At 38.3% G+C, this 16,608-nt stretch carries 14 protein-coding genes; 3 read left to right on the top strand and 11 right to left on the bottom strand.

Translation table 11 applies throughout. The annotated features are described in order from the left end of the window. Positions 1–41 precede the first annotated feature (41 nt). The 4 genes from AC3WTJ_RS18095 to AC3WTJ_RS18080 form a co-directional block, all read right to left on the bottom strand. Positions 42–2,366, bottom strand: coding sequence for a helix-turn-helix domain-containing protein (locus tag AC3WTJ_RS18095; RefSeq protein ID WP_492522980.1), 2,325 nt, complete (start codon positions 2,364–2,366; stop codon positions 42–44). 374 nt (positions 2,367–2,740) lie between these two features. Further along, the gene (locus tag AC3WTJ_RS18090; RefSeq protein ID WP_492522979.1) at positions 2,741–3,475 is read right to left on the bottom strand and encodes an SDR family NAD(P)-dependent oxidoreductase; all 735 of its coding nucleotides are present in this window, start codon (positions 3,473–3,475) and stop codon (positions 2,741–2,743) included. Between the two features lie 150 nt (positions 3,476–3,625). Then, the gene (locus AC3WTJ_RS18085) at positions 3,626–4,366 is read right to left on the bottom strand and encodes an SDR family NAD(P)-dependent oxidoreductase (protein ID WP_492522978.1); all 741 of its coding nucleotides are present in this window, start codon (positions 4,364–4,366) and stop codon (positions 3,626–3,628) included. Between the two features lie 145 nt (positions 4,367–4,511). Further along, positions 4,512–5,696, bottom strand: a complete 1,185-nt coding sequence (locus tag AC3WTJ_RS18080) for a phospholipase D-like domain-containing protein (RefSeq protein WP_492522977.1) — start codon at positions 5,694–5,696, stop codon at positions 4,512–4,514. Between the two features lie 442 nt (positions 5,697–6,138). Here AC3WTJ_RS18080 and AC3WTJ_RS18075 point away from each other — a divergent pair, with 442 nt between their 5' ends. Beyond that, positions 6,139–6,486 carry a winged helix-turn-helix transcriptional regulator gene (locus AC3WTJ_RS18075; protein ID WP_492522976.1) on the top strand — a complete coding sequence of 116 codons (348 nt, stop codon included), beginning with the start codon at positions 6,139–6,141 and terminating at the stop codon, positions 6,484–6,486. A 306-nt stretch (positions 6,487–6,792) separates the two neighbouring features. Here AC3WTJ_RS18075 and AC3WTJ_RS18070 read toward each other — a convergent pair whose 3' ends face one another. From AC3WTJ_RS18070 to AC3WTJ_RS18045, 6 genes are all read right to left on the bottom strand, one after another. After that, on the bottom strand, positions 6,793–7,992 hold the full coding sequence (locus tag AC3WTJ_RS18070; protein ID WP_492522975.1) for an MFS transporter: 1,200 nt from the start codon (positions 7,990–7,992) through the stop codon (positions 6,793–6,795). A gap of 358 nt (positions 7,993–8,350) precedes the next feature. Beyond that, positions 8,351–9,100 carry an SDR family NAD(P)-dependent oxidoreductase gene (locus AC3WTJ_RS18065; protein ID WP_492522974.1) on the bottom strand — a complete coding sequence of 250 codons (750 nt, stop codon included), beginning with the start codon at positions 9,098–9,100 and terminating at the stop codon, positions 8,351–8,353. Positions 9,101–9,143: 43 nt separating this feature from the next. Next, positions 9,144–9,941 carry an SDR family NAD(P)-dependent oxidoreductase gene (locus AC3WTJ_RS18060; RefSeq protein WP_492522973.1) on the bottom strand — a complete coding sequence of 266 codons (798 nt, stop codon included), beginning with the start codon at positions 9,939–9,941 and terminating at the stop codon, positions 9,144–9,146. Between the two features lie 363 nt (positions 9,942–10,304). Next, complete coding sequence (locus tag AC3WTJ_RS18055) at positions 10,305–11,408, bottom strand: GerAB/ArcD/ProY family transporter (protein WP_492522972.1); 1,104 nt, start codon at positions 11,406–11,408, stop codon at positions 10,305–10,307. 242 nt (positions 11,409–11,650) lie between these two features. Further along, the gene (locus AC3WTJ_RS18050; RefSeq protein ID WP_492522971.1) at positions 11,651–12,823 is read right to left on the bottom strand and encodes a Ger(x)C family spore germination protein; all 1,173 of its coding nucleotides are present in this window, start codon (positions 12,821–12,823) and stop codon (positions 11,651–11,653) included. Position 12,824: 1 nt separating this feature from the next. Beyond that, a complete protein-coding gene (locus tag AC3WTJ_RS18045; RefSeq protein ID WP_492522970.1) occupies positions 12,825–14,327 on the bottom strand; it encodes a spore germination protein in 1,503 nt (500 codons plus the stop codon). 349 nt (positions 14,328–14,676) lie between these two features. On the opposite strand from AC3WTJ_RS18045, the gene AC3WTJ_RS18040 reads away from it, so the two are divergent. After that, positions 14,677–15,375, top strand: coding sequence for a pirin family protein (locus AC3WTJ_RS18040; protein ID WP_492522969.1), 699 nt, complete (start codon positions 14,677–14,679; stop codon positions 15,373–15,375). A gap of 156 nt (positions 15,376–15,531) precedes the next feature. Next, positions 15,532–16,233: a Crp/Fnr family transcriptional regulator gene (locus tag AC3WTJ_RS18035; RefSeq protein ID WP_492522968.1), complete on the top strand. Its 702-nt coding sequence runs from the start codon at positions 15,532–15,534 to the stop codon at positions 16,231–16,233. Positions 16,234–16,287: 54 nt separating this feature from the next. Here AC3WTJ_RS18035 and AC3WTJ_RS18030 read toward each other — a convergent pair whose 3' ends face one another. Beyond that, a complete protein-coding gene (locus tag AC3WTJ_RS18030) occupies positions 16,288–16,605 on the bottom strand; it encodes a thioredoxin family protein (RefSeq protein ID WP_492522967.1) in 318 nt (105 codons plus the stop codon). Positions 16,606–16,608 lie beyond the last annotated feature (3 nt).

Raw genomic sequence — 16,608 nt, 5'->3', positions numbered from 1 at the left:
CTATTGAACCTCAAATCGCTTTGTTTGTTGATAAGCAAAAGCTAAATCTTCTGATACTTCCCAGGCGTCATTCCTTCAAATTTCTTGAAAATGCGCAAGAATGTGCTCACATCTGCATAACCGACACGCCATGCAACTTCGTTGATCGTCAGGTTGTGTTCAGACAGCAGCACTTTTGCCGCTGACAATCGCGTATGGTTAATGAGATCCAGCAGGGATTCTCCCGTATGTTCTTTAAATATTTTGGACACGTAGGAAGGCGTCAGCGAAAAAGATTCCCCAATCATCGAGATATTCAAATTGACATCTCGAAAATGCGTCTGAATATAATCGCGTATATCATCGATCAGATAAGTATGTTGATTCTTCTTGTCGGTTTGAATCCATTCGCAGACCTGTTCAAGCACTCGATTCATATGGGCCATCATGTCCTGAACCGTATCACAGTTCAACAGCCGTTCCACATCTTCAGCTTGAGCTTCAAAATTTCGTTTACTGATCGAGCTGACCTCGTCGAGCGTTTTCAGCATTGTGCTTGCCAAATTAAATAGCAGACATTTTGCAAACGGCACTGAAACAGGGTGATCTTTGAAATTCGTTTCGTAAATTTCTCCTAGCAGCGCCTGCGATTTGGATAAATTCCCCGTCTTCACGTAGTAAACGAGCTGTTGTTCAACGCTCAACGGATAATAGTAATTCCGTCCGGAGCACGCTGCCTCCATACTGATTTCCTTGTACAGAATCAACTGCCCATTGCCGCGCACGATGCGATGCTCAAGAGTTTCCAGTGCCTCTTGGTACGATTGTGAGATCCCATACACGTCATTATGAACACCGCTCACAGCAATCGTCATTTCCGCATGGATGTGTTCCTTAATGAACGCTTGCGTTTGGGTGGCCATTCGGATTAATACCAAGTCTTCTTCCTCATTCGAAGGAAGTGGTTTCAAATTAACGATGCAGGCTGTCAGCTCGTTCACTTCTGTGGAATAAACCGTTGCATCGTCACCAGCAAGCTCCTCAACCACATTGCTAAGCACAAAATGAAGCATCTGTGTCTCCTGCCCGAATGATGCATCCGCTTCATCCGTTTGCAGCTTGCCGTAAGCATCAATGCTGAACAGCAGCACCGCAAACCGATCCGAAACAAAGTGGACATTGTGGGCGGCAAAAGAATCCGTAAGCGAAAGTTTTTTCTCCAACTGCCCCTTCAATAAACGTGTCAGAAAATGCGCTCTGATCGTATTATTATGCAGCTTTAACAGCTTGCTAATTTCATCTTTCTCAATAAAGGTATGATGAAGCGCATTTTGCAAAAAGGAATACTCATTCGATTTTCCGTCAAAACGGAATCCGGACCGCTGCGTCATATTCTGCAGCAGGACTTGAATGGGCATATAATTTTTTCTCAAGAAAATAATCGTAACGATAATGCCTATCAACAAACCTAGGGCAATGCCCCATCTTGTTATCGCTTTCAAATATTCCATCTTCTCATTGAAGATTTCTGCCGGGAGAACGGACACATATTTCCAGCCCGTCAGTTCGGATGTAACATAAGACAAAGCCGCTTTGTCATGATTCATCTCAGCGTAAACCAAACCTTTTTTCCCAAACAAACGCTCTGATGGCAAGTGTTCTTGCAATTCCTGTTTATCTTTGGACGCAGCAATGAAGTGATTATCTTTATCCAAAATCAGTAGCGATGAATCATTGTATTTCGGAATGCTTTCCAGCAGCTTATTCTCGTTAATCAAAATGATTAGAATGGGATAAGGCTGAAGCGGATTATTCAAAACGAGCGACCGGGCAAACATCACCCCAGACATCGACGTGCCTTCGTTCCAATATTTCATTGGCGAATACGTATAGACATACTTTTGGTCAAATAGCCGTCTCCACTCCTCAAAAGAAGTCTCCTTCCCCGGCCTCATGAGGGTGAACAGCCCACGGGAATCGGTGTGATTGAACGTGGATACAACGGTATCGCTGTTTGCATACATCACGTAAATTTGCTCAATATAGTCGTTGGCTCGTTGGTAAGTTCTCAAACTTTCGGCAATATTAAACAGTTGATAATAATGATCGTCGAATAATGGCTTTTCAACATTCGCGAAAGAAGAGACATTTTTGTTTAAAGCAACTTCCAAGCTTAATTGTTCCAAGCCTTTTAACTTACTATCGATAGACATTTCGATCTGCGTGAGAAGCAACTCGTTCGCCCGATTTATTTCTTTCTCCACCAGACTGTGCGTTGCTGAATAAAGAATCATACTAATTACAATAGGTACCAACAACACTGACAAATACGAGAATAGCCATGTAGCTATAACACTCCTATTATATTTCTGAATCTTCTGCAGCATACGAATGCCCCCCCAGCACGATGAGAACGGTTACAATTTATACTTATGAGGCTTTTGAAGGATACCCTCCATTATTAGGGAAAAGGCGATCTTAGTAAATCATCAAAATATAAACTCATATGCAATTTATAAAATATAGAAAAAACGATTGCTTTTATACTAATCATCGCGGTTCTAGGGCTTCAATTCCAATTCTGCTGCCTTGAATCGACTTTTGATTCCATTCAACATCTTCATTACCTCGTGAATCTTTGAATTGCTCTTCTGCAAAGTAGGTATGCTTCCAAAAATGAAGAAGTCCTTGATACTCAAGGACTTCTTTTCTCCAGCCCAGCCGCGTTAGACACGGTCAGCTATTTTTCTGCTTTCATAAGTTATATAAACATCCCGCCGTCTACTTTGAGGATCTCTCCTGTCACAAAATGCGAATGGGCAATTAATGAAAAAGCGACTTCAGCCACATCTTCCGGAGTTGCAATTCTACCAAGCGGTGTTCCCTCTGCCAGTCGCTTGATATGATCCTCCTGCCCCTCAACCCATCGGGTTTGTACAATCCCAGGCGCAATACTATTGACGCGAACTTCAGGGGCCATGATGCGGGCAAGCGATTTCGTTACACTAATAGCAGCGGCTTTCGAGGCGGCATAAGCGATCGAACTGCCTAGCCCTGTCAACCCTGCGACCGACGTAATGTTTACGATACAGCCTTTCTGCTTCTTTAATTCGACCGCTGCGGCCCGGCTGCAAAAGAAGAGCCCTTTTACATTGACATCCATGACCCTGTCCCAATACTCCTCTTTCAATCCCTCAAGATCATCATGGCTAACAAAATCGGTCACCCCTGCATTATTGACTAAAATATCCAATCGTCCGAATGAACCTACGGTTTCTTTAATCATTTGGCGTACCTGAAGATCATCGGAAACCGTTGCTTTAAACAACAGACATTTTACTCCTAAAGCCTCAATTTCCTTTTGGGTCTCCAATGCTTCATTTTCCGATTTGGAATAATTGATTGTAATATGGACGCCTTCCCTTGCTAAACGAAGAGCGATGGCTTTTCCGATACCGGTTGCAGAGCCGGTAATAACAGCTACTTTTCCTCTCATAATTCACCTTATTATTTTTTTATTTTACTATTAACTTAATCACAGCTGTTCCCAAGGGCACCAGCATCGGGTTTTCCGGAACGTGGTTAACGGTTTGAGAAACAGGATCGGCATGTCTGGAAGTAGTACCTCTGACAGAGCTTGATGTTTCTAGCGTCTCAGCTGAATCTCATAATCTGTAACAATCTTTCCATCGTACTGAATAATTTGACCATTTTGATTCTTATCAGACAGGATAATATCGGTACTTATCTGCCCAGCGGCTTCGGGAGACTTGACGAATCCGCCGTGCGAACCAGCTTCCATGCCGTTCAAATCGGTTGCGACTGCGCCAGGCATGATGCCGAAAATCTGGCGATGGCTACCCATTTTTTCAAACTCGTAAGCGTAAGTCAGTGTCATCACGTTGAGTGCTGCTTTGCTCGTAATGTAAGCGAGCGGGTGCCAAAAGTCGGTCGGCGAAACCGGAATGGTGATATTGACGATTTTCGCGTTATCTGTCAGAGATGACAGAAGACTTTTGATGAGCTCATGTGTGCCGAGAAAATTCGTTTCCATCGTCGTACGTAAATCCTCTGTTGTATAGTCAAATGTGCGCTTGGCGAGGTCGAGCGCCGCGCGCCCAGGCTTGACACTATCAGGAATTCCAGCATTATTGACCAAAATATCGAGCGAATCAACCATTTTAGCCGCTGTGTGCAAGCTGTCAAAATTATTCAAATCAATCTTAATGAACGTTGCTGATATGTCTTCTGCGGCAAGTTTTTCGACTGTTGCCTGCCCACGGGCTTCATCACGCGCTCCAACGAGAATGTCATAGCCACGCTTACCAAGACTTCGAGCGATTTCGAAACCGATTCCTTTATTTGCGCCAGTGACGAGTGCTTTCATAGTGAGCTCCTTTTCGTTTTTATTTGATACAAGCATATTATAACTTAACGATAGAAGGATCAGCATCCTCTTCTTAATTCTTCTAGTTGTAGCTCGCCATGACCTTAATTGTTTAAATAAACTTCTCCCCTCAATAATAAAATCGCTAGAGATAAAAAGAAACGATTGAAATCGTCCTCTCCAAAAATCGTTCCCATATACTCAAATCATCAAAATAAGCATCAGAAATACGCTTTGACATCCGAAATTCATCCTGCAACTTTTTCTGGATCTCAGCTATTATCGGTCCATCATAAATCGAACATACTGATTCCTTATTAAGATAAAAGGTGCGAGTATCAAAATTCGGGGTGCCCGTCATCACATACTTTCCATCAATGCTCAACACCTTTCCATGAAAAAAACCGTTCTGATATATATAAATTTCCGCCCCATGTATTAATAGTTCTCTTAAGTACGGGTATGCAGCTTGTTTTATCAAAGGGAAATCACTATTAAGCGGAACTAAAATTTGGATAGCAACCCCTCGTTTTCTTGCCTCAATTAGCTCATCCACCATTTTCTTTCCAGGTATAAAATAAGGTGATGCAATCACGATCGAATGACTTGCCTTCATTATCCAGTCTTGATATCGCTCCGCCATTCCTTTCCCGTCCGTAAATAAATAATCATAACACGTATTTCCATTTATAGGGAAGCTGGTATGCACAGGAAAACTATCACCCGTGTTATTTTTCCAATCAAGCAAAAATTGTCTTTCCATTTCTTGAGCGCCCTCACCACTGATACGAAAGTGATAATCCTCCCAATGGCCCACTCGCTTATCTTGATCTAAATGTTCCTTTCCCATATTAAAACCGCCAATATATGCGGTCGTCCCGTCAATCACAGCAATCCGGCGATGATTCCGATTTTGTAAAGTATAGAAGAAATGTGGAAACGTAGGTTTTCCGCTAAACGTAAATTGCACCCCAGCTTTTCGTAATCTTTCTCGCATCGATTTCTTAAACAGAAAGCTCCCCATTCGATCTGTCGATAACTTAACATCGACCCCTAGTTTTGCCTTACCCTCCAATAAAGCAAGAAATTTATTACTAATTTCATCATTTCGAATGATAAAAAAATGGATATAAATGTACTCTTTCGCTTTTTGAATATCGGAAAAAAGCGAATCATACAAATCCTGTCCCGCGTTATACATCTGAAAAACGGCATAGTGGAAAGAACTATGTATTGACGCATCAGCTTCTTTTACGCCTTTTTCAATGTCTAGATAAACCCATCCTATGAGTAAAAATAGTAATAAAGGTGCAAATAATACCTTTCTCACACAAAATTCTCCTTTTTTGTGATTACTATTATCTCGGAAGGGCATTTTTATACAGCCTAAAATATCGCGGTCTTATAGGTATGTCAAAATTTTCAAATGAGTTCCTCCCAGTATTGAAGTGAGGGCTAAAATGCAATATATTTCAATCTAAATTTTTTTGTAGATAAACGAATTATATCTTTTAACTTCAGTCAGATTCAATAAATCATAGCGATCCCTTAACAAATGTACATAATAATAATCACTAATATTGGCATTGACATGGTTATTTTTTTCTCACTTGGTTACCATACTAATTAGTTTGAATGATTGAGCTTTAACTACTCTTGTCTGCGAACTAATGATATTATGAATCATATGAAGTAATAATAAAAAAGCACACCCTTTTTTGTTACATAGTGACCAAATAGTTACAATTAAAATGGAAGGTGTTATATCAAATATGAAAACATATTATTGCGACTTAGAGATTTCATTGGAGGTTATTGGAGGTAAGTGGAAGGGGCTTATTTTGTACCATTTGATGAAGGGGCCAAAACGAACAAGCGAGTTAAAAAAACTTATTCAAAGCATTTCTCAAAAAATGCTAATTCAAACACTTCGCGAATTAGAGACTGACGGACTCATTCACAGGGAGACCTATAAACAAGTACCTCCGAAAGTTGAATATTCAACTACTGAACTTGGTCAGTCGCTCGAGCCTATGCTGAGAGCACTTTGCTCCTGGGGTGGTGATTATGCAGCAAAAACATACTCTGAGGATGAGTATCAAATTTTATCCGTAGAATAATGTTAATTAAGTTTCAATTCTATCTATGGGAATACAGATTTAATTCATTTTATGGGTATTCATAATAGTTGAACTTTTAACAACTTAAAATGCAGTCCTGTGAACACTAGTTTTGGTGTTTACAGGACTGCATTAAATTTAAGCTGTCACAGCACACTACTGTGTTTACGCGGGAAATCGCGGTGACAATCAAATAAACCATGATAAGTTTAGCTATCATTGGATGAGTATTTTTGAGTAATACCTTGAACTAATCGATTTAATTTAGGAGCTCAATTGCTCCTTATAGGCAATAATATGTCCCAATCATGATTTTTTTGCCTTCACTTTCTGATTCAAACGAAAGCTCAAGAAGGTAACAAATGAAGCAGCTAAGGCAAAGATTCCTCCCACCCATGAAACATGAATTAGTCCCAAGTTAGTAACAACCAAACCACCAATGGCAGATCCGATAGCAATACCAAAATTTATGGATACAGGGGTTAATGATGCTGCTAAATCCCTTGCTGCTGGAAAATGCTTCTCTGCTAACTCAACAAAATAAATTTGACTTGTAGATCCTTGGACAAAAACAACCAATGACATCAATAAGATACTAATCATCGCAGAATAAATTGAAAAAGCTGTCAAATACAAAGATGCGAGTATGATAGCTTGGATTATAAAAATGTATCTCAGCTTACTTACTCCATTTTTTGACGCTATTTTACCACCGATCATATTACTAATAACTGAAAAAATACCATATACCAGAAGGACCAAGCTAACGTATTTTAATGGAATGGATAATACTTCATTTATAATCGCTGTTAGGTACGTGTACACAATAAATGTTGCCGCAATACTCAAAGCTGGAATGAAAAAGGCCAAAATAAATTGTGGATGAATAAACAGAACCATTTGATTTTTAATAGAACTTTTTACACCTACTATATTTCTTGGTATGATGCTCATGGAAATAACAAGTGTAATAACACCTAATACTGATGTAGTCCAGAATGTCATATGCCAACCGTATATTTGTCCAATATATGTGCCTAAGGGAATTCCAATGACGCTAGAAAAGGTGAATCCTGAGAATATCATGGAGAGGGCGAATCCCTTCTTTTCATTTGGGATCTTATCACTCGTTCCAATATTTAGTGCATAAGCAACCAACACACCTTCAGCAATAGCTGTAAGAATTCGCGATAAAAATAATACCCCATAATTGTAGGATAAAGCACTAAGCACATTGGCAATAATAAAGAAAGTTATTAATATTAACATTAAGGGATATTTATTAAAACGACTCAATAGCGAAGTTAATATTGGTGTACCGATGGCAAAAGCGACTGCAAATCCTGATACTAATGTGCCAACTACTGAAATTGTACGATGAAGATCGGTTGCAATCTCATTTAGTAATCCTACAATGGCAAATTCACTGGTTCCCAAAACAAAGGTTAATAAAAACAAACTAAATATCAAAAATTTCTGTTGTTTAGATAATTCATTTTTATTCATTATTTACTCCCTCAATCCTATTATTGAAAAATCTTCGTACCCCGGTGTTTTTGCGCCCCTTATAGTCTGTTAAGAACAACTTACAAACGTCATTATGAATTAAAAGTAACAATAGTAAAAGTACCTACTTATTTGTTACATAGTAACTTATAAGTAATTATTGTATTGAAAAGTAAGCTAAAGCCTTGTATGTCGCGGTTTTCACATTTTCATGTTAAATATTGGATAGCCCCATATAATAATCGGCATTCCCTCGCCAGTATTCTGCATAAAAAGGTGCTGTCTCTCAACGATTTTGAGTGACAGCACCTTCTAGTTTTGAATAACTATCTGAAATTTTTTGATTTATATTCTTTTCTTAATATTGACCTGCTCCTCCGTCTACAAACAAATCGATCCCGTTAACGTACGCACTGTCGTCCGAAGAAAGAAATTTCACCACTTTAGCAATATCTTCCGGTGTTCCAACCCTGCCAAGTGGCGTCTTGTCTGCCATTCCTTCCAAAATGCCTGGCAATGCTTCTTTTCCAAATAGATGTTCATATGCAGGGGTATTAATGAATCCAGGGTGAACCACATTTACACGAATCTGTGTGCCTTTCAAATCCAGAATCCAGCTGCGGACCATCTGTCTGATCGCTGCTTTCGTCCCGCCGTATACACTGAATGCTGGATCACCATGGGCTGCTGCCAATGATCCGACAACAATGATCGATCCCGTTTGATCTGGGAACAGAGGCAACGCTTTTTTTACTGTGAAAATAGTCCCTTTTACGTTAACGTCAAACGTTTTGTGGTAATGTTCCTCTGTAATTTCATGAAGTGGAACAAGTGAGCCCAAGCCTGCGTTCGCGAAAAGAAAATCTACCTTTCCTTTCTCGCGTTTTACGGTATCAAACAATTTGTCAATGTCTTCCGATTTGGAAACATCGCCTTGAACGGCCGTCGCATTTTCCCCTAGCAGTTTCAACGCTTCTTCGAGCTCTGCTTGTCTCCGACCAAAAATAAAAACATGTGCCCCTTCTTTAACGTACATCTGCGCTGCACCTAGACCGATTCCGCTAGTACCCCCAGTTACAACTGCTACTTTGCCATTAAAAATACCCATATCATGACATCTCCTTTTATTTGTAATTAAAATTAGTTTAAATTCACGCTTTCTTTAAGACTCCGCCATCAATCACATAGTCGGAAGCTGTAATCATACTTGCACGTTCAGAAGCTAGGAATACAGTAAGATCGGCAACATCATTTGTTTCAGATAATCTGCCTAATAAAATACCTGCCATTTCGGAAAACTTATCCATTGCTTTCTCAGCTGAAGTTCCAAACTTATTGGCGAACTCATTAGCTAGTCCGTTTTCATCTGTCCACATGTCTGTTTTAACAGGTCCCGGTGAAATACTGTTAACACGGATTTGTTTAGAACCTAGTTCAGCAGCTAAGAGCTTAGTTAAATTATTTAAAGCAGCTTTTGTTGTCCCATAGATAGGGTACGTTACTTCAGGAAGATAGGCATTTACTGAAGAAACGTTAATAATAGAAGCCTGCTTCTGTTTTAGCATGTGCGGAACTACGGCTTGCGTAAACCGAACTACACTGAATAAATTGAGGTTATACAATTCTTCCCAGTCTTCATTCGTTGTGTTTATAAAACCTATCCCTTTGCGGGAGTCAATGGCGCCGGCATTATTAACCAAAATATCAATTCTAGCAAAGGGACTGATTAATTTTGATGATATGATATCGACATCTTTCGTTGATGCAACATCCATAGGAACATGTACAACCTCATATTTATTAGCCAGCTGAGTCAACTCTTCGCTAAGCGTACGGCTCACGGCTACGACCTTAGCACCTTCTTCAACAAATCTCTTAACAATTGCGAGCCCGATTCCTTTACTCGCTCCTGTTACCACAGCAACTTTATCTCTTAAATTAAGATCCATGATTCATTAGCTCCTTCGATTCATATATTGACTTCATCAATGCCTGATAAAGTTAACTGAAATGTAATTCAAAACCTAAGCAAAATGTGGCTTTATTTAATGAAAGACGCTATTTAAAAATCAATTAGAGAAAAGTTGCTTTTACAATCCCTATTATGCTACTACATCAACTAATTGATTCTAACAACCGATTCATCAAATCAAACTTATGCTTCCGAGCCACAAGAGTCATTATGCGTCAAAAGTTAGTTTAAAAAAAGTACTTACTTTCTAGTTACATAGTAAGTAAAAAGTGATATTCGAGTCTTAATGCATTAAACGATTGATATGGAATGTTATGTAATAGCATGTAATCATCTAATATTATGTGCCTCTTATAGGTTCCTTACTGCGCTTCCATATCACTGTAACTACCGCTAATAAGATCGGAAAGATAATACAGGGAAGTAGTGATGAAATAGGAAAAATTTTATCTCCATAGGTAAAGTGATCAGCCGTTCGAATAAAGCTTCTACAGGAATGTGCAAAAAACAATAAACCGACCACAAATACAAAAGGACTTTTTTTCTTAATATTGAAAATGCTTCCCAAAACAAGGGTAAATACATACTGCAAAACAACGGTATATACTAATGTAAGTAGCGTCCATATTCCAATAAGAATGACTTCGATTCTTTCCAAGTATTCTCCAAATTTCACTAATTGTAATGTAGAGAAAAATGGAAATGTTGATGTTTTTATATAATCAAAACCTAATGAACCAAGAGTCAAATATGTAATAATAAGCATATAAAACCCTGACATAATAATTGCAATCACAGAGCTTGAAAATATTTTTTGTGGTTGTTCAACTCTTGACATTAAAAAACCAAATGTAATTATTTCAGAAAATGTAAACGTAAATAAGTGCAAACTTTGAACAATGATTTCGGAAGATTTACTTTGAAATGGAGGAAGGAAGGGGTTGGTTTGAATTTCAGGAAATACAAATAGACAAGTGGTAAGAAAACCGACTAAAAAAAACGGTAAAACAACCAAATTCATTCGTACCAATGTACCCAGCCCTATGTACACGGCGTATGTGGAACAAATAACACAAGTTAAGATCATAACATCAGCGCTTGTATTGGGCAACAAGATCGTCGTGTAGAACATTGACAACGCTCGGAGACCACCAGAAACGTTCTCAAGATTATTCACTAGATAGATGCAAAGCATGGCTTTACCTACCCATTTTCCCATCAATTTCGTACAAATTTCAGCCAAGTTTCGATGTGGAAACTGACGTTGAACATAGCAAATGAGAGATAAAACACCAATTCCCATAAAAACATTCACAACATTAGCGATCCAAACGTCTTGTTGTAACACTTTTGCTTCGGATAGAAATAAACCTTCAAATCCAGTTATATATCCGAATAATAGAACGCTGAACTGTATATGAGATATCTTTTCTAAGCCTGCCATTTAGGTCCCACCTGTTTTTATTTTTTATTGGTTGAAAAAGTCGGATATTGGTGAATATAACGTGTAGTATACGCTTTCTACTGTTGGCCATTTTGCTCCAATGTATGGAGTAAAATAACCCGCGATCATACAGCATAATACCAATATCAATATGGCATCAGATGTATAAGACTTTTTGAGTAAATGATAAAATAACACGATTCCATAACAAAGAGAAGCAACCATAAACACGCCATATATCATTAATCCATTCCTCCGATGGATGTAGTCATACCAGCTCTTTGAATCTTGACGGAGACATGAGTCTGAATTGGCATTATAGGGTAAATATGATCCCACTCCTTTTGAATAACTTTCCATTCGTTAGGATGATGCTGTAGTAATACATTCGAAAAACCAATAATATCTATTTTCAAATCTTTTTGAAAATGACTCAAACTAGTTGTTATTGCTTTTTCAATATGATCAGAAGCGGCTTTCTCCATCTGATTTATTTTTGCTGAATCTAATACTTTTGTATCCTCATTTACGCTTTCTACTGCTGCATCTAATTTCATATTGAGACGGATTACTGGATTGCCGTTGCTAAATTCACTGTGAATTTCTGAACTAGATACATGGAATACAGAAGTAAAATGAAGGCCCGAGTCGAATTCAATATTTACAGGGAATTCTAGATTCCTCCATATTTTTTTATTGGTTAAGATATTAACTACCAAGACCTCCTCTCCATTCAACCAATCAACTAATTTTTCTTTGTATATGATTGCCCCTCCACTCAATAATGGTACATCTCTGTTTTTGGATTCAGATGGTTTCAACACTAAACTAGCTGCAACGAATCCCCGATAAGGATTCGGGAATAAGTTAACAAAGTCTTTTAATATGATTGGAGCACTTTGACCGAGTAGCTTATTATTTCGAATTTGACCCAGTAAATCATTCGAAATCATATCACCCGACTCGGTTTTTAATTTTATTTTGTCTGAAGCTAGACCTTTCGTTATTATCAAGAATGATGTAATTCGAAACTCACGTTTCCTTGTTAGATAATCTACTACTTCATATAGAGAATGCCGTGCAGCGTCCTCACCAACGATGAAAAATTTATTGTGCTGGAATATGACATTTTTACCTGCATGAGATCGCATTTTTTTACCTGCTTCTAATAGCGTACTTCCTGTTTCACTTGAAATCTTTTGCGTAAATGCTCCCGATTTTTCTTGACTCGAGATTGACGGCAAAACGCAATAAGTTGTAAATGTATATTTTTTGGATTTCATATCATAATCGAGGGCTACTGCTGTATCTAGTGCAATATCACTAATTTCGTTAGTATCCCGCGAGCAGCCTTCTATTAGAATCAGAATTGCACATAATATTACAATGACAACAGTACGAACAACACTCCTCATATTAATCCCATTCTTTCGTAGGCGTATTATTGGTAGCGCGTTTTGAAGCATAATTCAATTGTGTGTCTTGGCGAGACGCTGCTTTTCTGAACTTAACTGGAAATAGTATAATTTCTTTCAAAACTTTCTTTATATTATCTGATCCAAGTGGATCAAGAAAAAGAACGCCGCAAGATCTCAACGAACATAAGTGGTACACAATTAGAAATAAACCTACAGATACGCCAAACATGCCTTGACTTGCAGCAAGAAACATTAATGGAAATCGCAATATGCGAAATGAGATACCTGCGCTAAAGGATGGTATCGTAAAGGATGCTATGCCCGTCATAGCAACAACAATCACCATTGGACGAGATACAATACCTGATTGTACGGCAGCTTCTCCAATAATAAGAGCACCAACGATACTGACTGATTGCCCCACGACCCGTGGTAACCGTAAGCTCGCTTCCCTTAATATCTCAAAGGATAATTCCATAATAATTGCTTCAATAAATGTAGGAAAAGGTATTCCTGCTTTTGCCGTAAGAAAAGTCATCATTAGCGGTGTAGGAATCATCTCCAAATGAAACGTAGTTAATGCTATGTATAGAGAAGGACCCATCAAAGAAACAAACAAGGTAATCAATCGTATGACACGCATAAAATTAGCGAAGTAAAATCGCTCATACAAATCTTCCGAGGGATGTAGCATTTCAAAAAATGTACTTGGAGCAATTAATGCGTTTGGCGACCCATCCATCATGATTACGATTTTCCCTCGATTTACTGCTGTAATGACACGATCGGGTCTTTCGGTGTCTAGGATTTGCGGAAATGGTGAAAACGCACTATCCTGGATCAATTCTTCAATTTGCGTAATATCCACCAACGTTTTAATTTCGATTGCATCAATTCTCCGCATCACCTCATCCAGAACTCCGCTATCAACAACACTAGCAAGGTAGAGGATCATCACTTTTGTTTGACTCTCTTGACCAATATGTACCAACTTCGCTTTCAAATTAGAGGACTTCATCCGGCGATAAACCATACCTAGATTTATCTGCAAATCATCAGAAAAGGCCTCTCTCGGACCGCGTACGTTTAGTTCAAGCTGCGGCTCTCCTATAGATCTCGTCTCGTAGCCTGGCAGACTCATGGCATACCCTTCGGTATGCCCGTCCATTAAAATAACGAAGTTGGCATCAGCGACATGGCTGACGACCTCATTCATATCCGTAAGTACTTGCACATCGCCTAGAGAGTAAAGAGTTTCAAGAATGGTTTTCTGTGTATGTCCCTGATCATCATTCACAGATAAATCCAAGTTTATTTTACGGATGATTTGTTCATTTAATCTTTTTTCATCCACGAGAATCGTTAAATAAACGATGAATGCTCCACAGTTCAAGTCCGAATGACACAGTTCTCTGATGCTTATTAATTCATTTTCCGAATAACTTCGCTGAAGCTGTTCTAAGTTCATAGCCGCAGATGTAGTCAACGGTAACTGTTGCAACTCGAATCTCCCTCCCCCCGTAGTTCCAAAATGCACATTGGATATTTACCCAAATATTAGTGTCATGTGTATTATTAGCAATAGAACGAAGAACTATGTTACATGTTCATTCACAATCAAAATATTTTTAACTTGTTTATGAAAAGAATGCCAATAAAATAGGAAAACGCTTCTCGAAAAAAAATCGACAAAGCGTTTTAGAAAAATCACATTTATCACTTTTTAGTCACTATATCACAATAAAGTGCGTACTTTATTTATTGTTACTTTTGATACATAATATCGAATATAAGAAACAAACTAATTCAATTCAGAATTGGAACTTAAACTATTTGAAATGGGTGGAACAATGATTCAAGTATTTCAGGCATCTTCCCGGCACCATGCTGACTTTGGGTGGTTAAAAAGCAGCCTGAGTTTTTCTTTTGCAGATTACTATGATCCTAAAACAACAAGCTTTGGACCTATGCGTGTTTTGAATGATGATCTCGTTTTGCCACATCGTGGTTTTGGTATGCATCCTCACCAAAACATGGAAATAGTTTCAATTGTTCTCGATGGCCAGTTAGAGCACAAAGACAGCACCGGTCATACGGCTGTGACTACATTTGGCGGCGTCCAACGGATGACAGCAGGAACCGGAATTGTGCATTCTGAGATGAATCCAGGAGAAGATACAGTAAATTTCCTTCAACTATGGTTTGATCCAGAGGAACAAGGCTTAGAGCCTTCCTATCAGACTACTGAGTATGATCCTTTACTAATAAAAAATAGATTATTGCCAATTGTTTCAAAAAATTCAAATCCGAATGTATCCTACATTCACCAGGATCTCACCATTTATTTTTCAGATTTAGAAATAGGTAAGTCCTTGAATTTTGAACAACCAGAAGGCCGTCGGATTTTTATATTTATTGTTGAGGGATCGATACAGCTAGATAAAACTCATCTTCTTAATAAACGAGACACTGCACGTATAACAAATATGTCTTTGCTCCTACTAACTGCCGTAGAAGATACTAGATTTTTACTTATTGATCTTCCTTAGTGACACATTTACATTCATGCAAAAGTCCAATGAACGAAAAACTAAGTTCATTGGACTTTTTTCTTTAACCAAGAATAACTTATCTTAATTTGCTAATATTTTGAAGTAAAGAAGGGAAACTTTAGGAAAGACTTATTATGAAAGGTGTTTTGATTGATGATGGATAAATTATGGTACTTATCTAAAATTCACATTTTTGAAGCACTTCCACCTGAAGATTTAATTGAAATTGATCAAATGACGCCTATGACTCATTTTAATGCCATACCAAAAGGGACTATTGTACAAACACCTGACTCTAACCCGGACGGCTTATTTTTTATTAAAACTGGGAAACTCCGTGTGTACAGAATAAATTCAGAAGGTAAACAGTATACTGCCGCAATTCTCGGAGCAGGTAATATGTTTGGTGAAATCGATGCATTTTCACTTGGAACACGTGATGGTTATATTGAAACACTGGAGGAAACTTTGCTTTGCTCTGTTCACAAAGATCAGTTCGAGCAATTTCTGCTTCAAAGGCCAGAATTAGTATTGCGCTTTTTGAAGGAGGTTAGTAAGAAATTAAACGAAGCCTCTGAATTGCTGGAAAAATTAGCATTAGGAACTGTACATGAACGTGTACTATATTTGCTGCTACGTCTTTCTAGTCAATTTGGCATCCCTGAGGAGCATTTTGTTAAAATCGATCTCCCTCTAACTCACCTGGAATTAGCTCATATGATTGGAGCTACAAGAGAATCCGTTTCTAACTCATTAAACGAGCTTTCCAAACAGGGGATCATCAGATCAGGTAGAAAAAAAATCCTAGTAGATCAAAATAAAGCTAAAGAAAATTTGGCGTTAGACACCCATTAAAGTGAAAGAGGAGCAATTCGCTTAGCGAATACTCCTCATTTTCATTCGGCATTCTCAATTTAATGTGTCGAGATATTCGCGTACTTGTGTAGGGGTTTTTGCAAGTTTACTGTGTAAATGACCGATTTTCTCTCCATTTTTAAATACTAATAAGCTAGGAATCCCACGTACATCATTTTCTTCGGCTATTTGTTGAAATGCTTCAGCATCAATTGCGTAGAAATCCTTATCCGTTTGCTCTTCGATAATATCCCCAATAAAACGGTCCATGTTTTTACAGTCAGGGCACCACGTTGTATCAAATTTCATAACTGTAAAAGCATCTCTTGCAATAAGTTCTTGATACTGATCTTTTGTTTGTATTCTATTCATGTT

It is taken from the genome of Paenibacillus sp. FW101-FHT12H11, assembly GCF_058790355.1.
This window is presented reverse-complemented; position numbering and strand designations above follow the sequence as displayed.